We start from the raw sequence: 698 nt of genomic DNA, 5'->3' as shown, positions 1-698 counted from the left end.
ATTCAGTTCCAAACCTTGTGAATAAAGAAATTATAATACCAACTACTGACACTCGCGGAGGTTACACCTCGTGTTGCGGGATTCCCACAAATCGGTCGAGGGTGTATCCGAGGGCGAGGCCGTAGACCCAGTGGGCGAGAAGCGAGAACACGATGAACGAGGCGGTGACGAACACGTCAGCGCCCGGCCAGAACGCCGGAACGAACCCGGCCCAGTACAGCGTCGCAAACGAGACGCCACGAAGGTACTCGGGCGACTCCGGCGGGAGAAACGCCCCGACGACGACGAACGTCACCGGTAGGGCCACGACACCGCCGATACCGAATAGGAAGACGCCCAAGAGGAGCGTCGGCTCGTAGCCGAAGAACGCCGCGAACCCGGCGAATCGCGTGATTGGCTCGGTGACGAACAGCCCGAGCAAATCGGGAATGCCGACGAGGACGGGAAGCATCAGGACTGTTCCGATGAACCCACCAGCCATCGCAGTGACGATAACGCGACCCGTGATTTCGGGGTCGACCGTCTCACCGGCATGTTGCTCTACCGTTGTTGCCGTCGTCGGGGTCTCTTGGCTCATGTCCTCGTCATAGTACAACACGAGTCATGATAAAAGGTGACAAATACCACAATATGGAGGGGTTACAGCTTTCCGTGCAGACTCCCGAAGAGACCTCACTAGTGGCTAAGGCCGTCGGCTT

At 58.3% G+C, this 698-nt stretch carries 1 protein-coding gene; it reads right to left on the bottom strand.

Features of this window, described 5'->3' with window-relative positions; translation table 11 throughout:
• Positions 1-61: 61 nt before the first annotated feature.
• Positions 62-577 carry a DUF6789 family protein gene (locus tag QT222_RS00270; protein ID WP_004056657.1) on the bottom strand — a complete coding sequence of 172 codons (516 nt, stop codon included), beginning with the start codon at positions 575-577 and terminating at the stop codon, positions 62-64.
• Between the last annotated feature and the right edge of the window lie 121 nt (positions 578-698).

The organism is Haloferax sp. s1, assembly GCF_058382125.1.
This window is presented reverse-complemented; position numbering and strand designations above follow the sequence as displayed.